2 protein-coding genes are annotated in these 5,395 nt (G+C 68.3%); both read left to right on the top strand.

Features of this window, described 5'->3' with window-relative positions; all coding sequences use genetic code 11:
- Positions 1–136 precede the first annotated feature (136 nt).
- The gene (locus tag ACKOQ4_RS08420) at positions 137–2,920 is read left to right on the top strand and encodes a lipocalin family protein (protein ID WP_526290757.1); all 2,784 of its coding nucleotides are present in this window, start codon (positions 137–139) and stop codon (positions 2,918–2,920) included.
- A 371-nt stretch (positions 2,921–3,291) separates the two neighbouring features.
- Positions 3,292–5,395 (top strand): DNA-directed RNA polymerase subunit beta (gene rpoB / locus ACKOQ4_RS08415; RefSeq protein ID WP_526290755.1); only part of this gene is annotated, 2,104 nt, incomplete at its 3' end.

Genomic DNA, 5,395 nt, shown 5'->3' with positions numbered 1-5,395 from the left:
GCCACTCTGGAATGAGCAGAGACGGCCACGCCAGGAACTCCCCCGACGGGGGCTCCCCGCGGGAGCGTGAGCCGCGCGGCTGTCCGCCACCGACACGGGGCTGCGCCCCTCGGCGGTCCAGGCCGCCCCGCTCACGGTGGTCCACACCGCCCACGACACACCGCGCGGCACTGTCCTGCAGAGCGTCGCCAGCACCGCCCCGGCCGCCAAGGCGGCGGCCGCCGCCAAACCGATCCGGGCTTTCCTGACCAGCGTCATCGAGGCTCTCGGGGGAGGCTCGGGCAGCCCGGCGGCGGTCGCCACACCCGCGCTGGGGGCGTTCTCCGGCCAGCGGGAGAGCGCCGCCCCGGCCGCGGTGACCGGCACGTCGGAGGTTGCTGCCGGCCCGCCGGACCCGGCGGCGCTCGCCCTGGACCTTCCCTCCCTGCCCGGGTTGAACAACGGCGGCCCCTCCCTGCCAGGGTTCAGCAACGGCGTCACCGGCGTGCAGGTCGGCCACTCCCGGCTGGCGATCCCGGGTGCCTTCATCGGCAAGACCGTCGCCGCGGACTGGTACTTTCCCACCCAGGTCGACGGGTCCGTCGACGCCCAGGGCGTGATCTGGCTGCAGCACGGGTTCGGTGCGGCCAACTTCCTCTACTCGGATCTGGCCAGGGACCTCGCCCAGCGGACCAACAGCATCGTGGTGGCACCGACGCTGTCGTCCATCCCGTTCACCTTCTCCGGCGGCTGCCTCATCTGCTCCACCACCCAGGAGGCGGCCGCTGAGGCATTCCTGGACCCGACCCGCAGCGCCCTGGTCGACAGCGCCGTCGCCGCCGGCTACACCGGCGACCCCGCCCAGCTCAGGGGCAAGTTCGCTGTGACCGGGCATTCCGCCGGCGGCGGGTTCGCCAGCGCCGTGGGCGGGGACTACATCGAGCAGGGCTCAGACCTGCAGGACGCGAACCTCGTCGGCGTCGTCATGTACGACGGCGTCTCCAACGGCGCGTTCGACGGGACCTTCGCCGGGCAGGTCCAGACCCTGGCCGACGCCGGTAAGCCGATCTACCAGATCGCCGCGCCGGCACAGACCTGGAACGCCTTCGGCATCACCACCAACCAACTCGTCGACACCCTGCCCGGGCAGTTCGTCGGGGTGGTGCTCAACGACGGCTCGCACGTCGACTCGATGCTCGGGGTCAACCCCCTGTTCGACGCCGTGCTGCAGCTGGTGACCAAGCGGGTGCCCCCCGGCAACACCGCCGCCACCCATCTGCTCAGCACCGGCTGGCTCAACGACATGTACGCGGGCAACTCCCCGCAGACCGCGGAGTACGGCTTCTACGCCGGCGCCAACACCCCGATCATCATGGGGCCGACCGCGGCCATCGGCCTTCCGACGCAGATCGCCAACCCCTCCTCCCCGATGTACAAGCTGACCGCCGCCGTGCTGAGCCTGTTCGGCATGGACATTTCCAGCGGAATCCCGACCAGCACGGACAACGGCATCGACGGGGTAATCGTGCCGCCGCTGTCCAACGGGGTCACCGGGCTGCGGACCGGCAGCGCGGTGCTGAACATCCCGTCCGGCCCCAACGGCTACCAGGCCCCGGCCGACTGGTACTTCCCGACCCAGGCCGACGGGACGATCCAGGCCAACGGCGTCATCTGGCTGCAGCACGGTTTCCTGGGCTTCAAGGGCTGGTACGCCGCCATGGCCCAGGCGCTGGCACAGGAGACCAACAGCATCGTGGTGGTGCCCCAGATCAACTGGTTCGACGACGCCTTCTCCGGTGAGGCGGCCGCCGAGTTGTTCGTCGGGGACCGGGGCGCGCTGAACCTCAGTGCCAGCCTGGCCGGACTGCAGGGCCCGCTGCCGGAGAAGTTCATCCTGACCGGGCACTCGGCCGGAGGCAGCTTCGCCACGGTGGCCGGTGCGGGCACCGTCGCCAACGGCTCGGCGGCCGATCTGCTCGGGATAGTGATGTACGACGGGGTCTCCTTCCCCGACGCGTTCGCGCCCGCGATCGCCGCCCTGGACACCCTGAGCATCCCGGACTACCAGATCGCGGCCACCCCGCAGAGCTGGAACGCCTGGGGCGACACCACCCAGCAACTCGCGCTGCTGCGTCCCCGCCAGTTCATCGGAACGCTCATCGACAACGGTTCGCACACCGACTCCGTCGACGGCGACAGCCCGTTCGCCCGGCTGGCCGCCATCGCCAGCGACATCCTGGTCCGCAAGTCCCCGCCGGGGGGCAAGGAGGCGGTGCGCACCTTCGCCACCGGCTGGGTCAACGATTTCTACGGCGGCTACACCCCCTCGAATCCGTTCTACGGCTTCTATGGCAACCCCAACGACGGCAGTTACGTTCCCAACCAGCCGATGGTGATGGGTGAGGCCGGAGCGACCACGCTGCCGGCGCCGCCGGCGGTCGACGTCGACTCCTACGCCGGGAAGTGGTACGAGCAGGGCAGCGTCAAGCAGTTCTTCTCGATCGGCCTGGTCAACACAACGGCGACCTACACCCCGCAGCTCGACGGCACCATCACGGTGGAGAACGCCGGCAACTACTTCGGCCCCAACGGGCCGCAGACGAACATCACCGGTGCGGCGGTGCCGGCCAACAGCCCGACGAACACCCAGCTCAACGTCGGATTCGGCCCGCGCCCGCCCAAGGCCAAGGTGCCGGGTAACTACTGGATCATGGACTACGCGCCGGATTACAGCTGGGCGATCGTCAGCGATCCCAGTCTCATCACCGGCTACATCCTGACCCGGGACCAGACCATCAGCGAGGCGGAGTACAACGCCCTGGTCGAGCGGGCCAAGCAGCTCGGGGTGCGGGGCCGGATCACCCCGACCAAGCAGTACCCACCGGGCTCGGCGGCGGCCCTCCCGGGACCTGGCGCGGTGCCCGCGGCGGTCACCCTCTGAGCGCGAAAAGCTGAACAAAGTTGACCAAACACCGCGAAAACGCTTGACGGGAGCCCGTCGACGGTTCAATCTGTTGTCCAGCATGAGTGCCCGGCTAACCATCGCCAGCCAGCGTGAGGTCGCCCCGGCACCCTCTATTTGAGTGTGCCAACAATCTGCTGTAGAGTGACGGGTTGCGCTGGCTGCACCCTGCCCCCTCAACAACGCACCTGGACACCGTGGTCTTGGTCTGAGCCTTTTCCTCCCAGCTCAGTAGACCTTTTACGTGTCGTGCGCGTCGACGGATCCGGTCAGGCGAGGCGAGCGCGAACCTACGCAGATTAGCGGTGTAAGGGTTTTGGCGCAGGCCGGCACCCGGATGTCCGCATGAGGTGCTGGAAGGATGCATCTTGGCAGTCTCTAGCCAGAGCAAAGCGAACACTTCGAACTCCGTTCCGGGGGCGCCACAGCGAATTTCTTTTGCGAAGCTGCGTGAACCGCTGGAGGTTCCCGGGCTGCTCGACGTCCAGACCGACTCGTTCAAGTGGCTGATCGGCGACCCGGGGTGGCGCGCCACGGCCGCCGAGGACCCAGCGGCCGGTGGCGTCGCTCCCAGGGGCGGTCTGGAGGAGGTGCTCGAGGAGCTGTCCCCCATCGAGGACTTCTCCGGCTCGATGTCGCTGAGCTTCTCCGACCCGCGCTTCGATGAGGTCAAAGCGCCGGTCGAGGAGTGCAAAGACAAGGACATGACCTACGCGGCCCCGCTGTTCGTCACGGCCGAGTTCATCAACAACAACACCGGTGAGATCAAGAGCCAGACGGTGTTCATGGGCGACTTCCCGATGATGACCGAGAAGGGCACGTTCATCATCAACGGCACCGAGCGCGTCGTGGTCAGCCAGCTGGTCCGCTCGCCCGGTGTCTACTTCGACGAGTCCATCGACAAGTCCACCGAGAAGACGCTGCACAGCGTCAAGGTCATCCCCGGCCGCGGCGCGTGGCTGGAGTTCGACGTCGACAAGCGCGACTCCGTCGGCGTCCGCATCGACCGCAAGCGCCGCCAGCCGGTCACCACGCTGCTCAAGGCGCTCGGCTGGAGCAACGAGGAGATCCGCAAGCGGTACGGCTTCTCCGAGATCATGATGGCCACGCTGGAGAAGGACCAGAACGCCGGCACCGACGAGGCGCTGCTGGACATCTACCGCAAGCTGCGCCCGGGCGAGCCGCCGACCAAGGAGTCCGCGCAGACCCTGCTGGAGAACCTGTTCTTCAAGGAGAAGCGTTACGACCTGGCCCGGGTGGGCCGCTACAAGGTGAACAAGAAGCTGGGCCTCAACCCCGGCAAGCCGATCACCAACTCGACGCTGACCCCTGAGGACATCGCGGCCACCATCGAGTACCTGGTCCGCCTGCACGAGGCGTCCGAGACCGGCGTCCCGGCCACCATGACCGCTCCCGGCGGCGTCGAGGTCCCCGTCGAGGTCGACGACATCGACCACTTCGGCAACCGCCGGCTGCGCACCGTGGGCGAGCTGATCCAGAACCAGATCCGGGTCGGGCTCTCGCGTATGGAGCGCGTGGTGCGCGAGCGGATGACCACCCAGGACGTCGAGGCGATCACTCCGCAGACCCTGATCAACATCCGCCCGGTCGTGGCGGCGATCAAGGAGTTCTTCGGCACGTCGCAGCAGAGCCAGTTCATGGACCCGCACAACCCGCGGTCCGGCCTGACCCACAAGCGCCGGCTTTCGGCGCTGGGCCCGGGTGGCCTGTCCCGTGAGCGGGCCGGCCTGGAGGTGCGCGACGTGCACTCCAGCCACTACGGCCGGATGTGCCCGATCGAGACCCCGGAAGGCCCCAACATCGGACTGATCGGGTCGCTGTCGGTGTACGCGCGGGTGAACCCGTTCGGTTTCATCGAGACGCCCTACCGCAAGGTGGTCAAGGGTGTGGTGACCGACGAGATCCACTACCTGACCGCCGACGAGGAGGACCGCCACGTGGTGGCGCAGGCCAACTCGCCGACCGACGCCAAGGGCAAGTTCGTCGAGGAGCGCGTGCTGGTCCGCCGCAAGGGCGGCGAGGTCGAGTACGTCAGCGCCTCCGAGGTCGACTTCATGGACGTCTCGCCGCGCCAGATGGTGTCGGTGGCCACCGCCATGATCCCGTTCCTCGAGCACGACGACGCCAACCGCGCCCTGATGGGCGCCAACATGCAGCGCCAGGCGGTTCCGCTGGTGCGCAGCGAGGCGCCGCTGGTCGGCACCGGCATGGAGTTGCGGGCCGCGATCGACGCCGGTGACGTCGTCGTCGCGGAGAAATCCGGCGTGGTCGAGGAGGTTTCGGCCGACTACGTCACCGTGATGGCCGACGACGGCACCCGGCACAGCTACCGGATGCGCAAGTTCAACCGGTCCAACCACGGCACCTGCGCCAACCAGAAGCCGATCGTCGACTCCGGTCAGCGGGTGGAGGCCGGGCAGGTCATCGCCGACG

Origin of the sequence: Mycobacterium sp. (assembly GCF_046095365.1) — a bacterium.
In the GTDB taxonomy this organism is placed as follows: domain Bacteria; phylum Actinomycetota; class Actinomycetes; order Mycobacteriales; family Mycobacteriaceae; genus Mycobacterium.
This window is presented reverse-complemented; position numbering and strand designations above follow the sequence as displayed.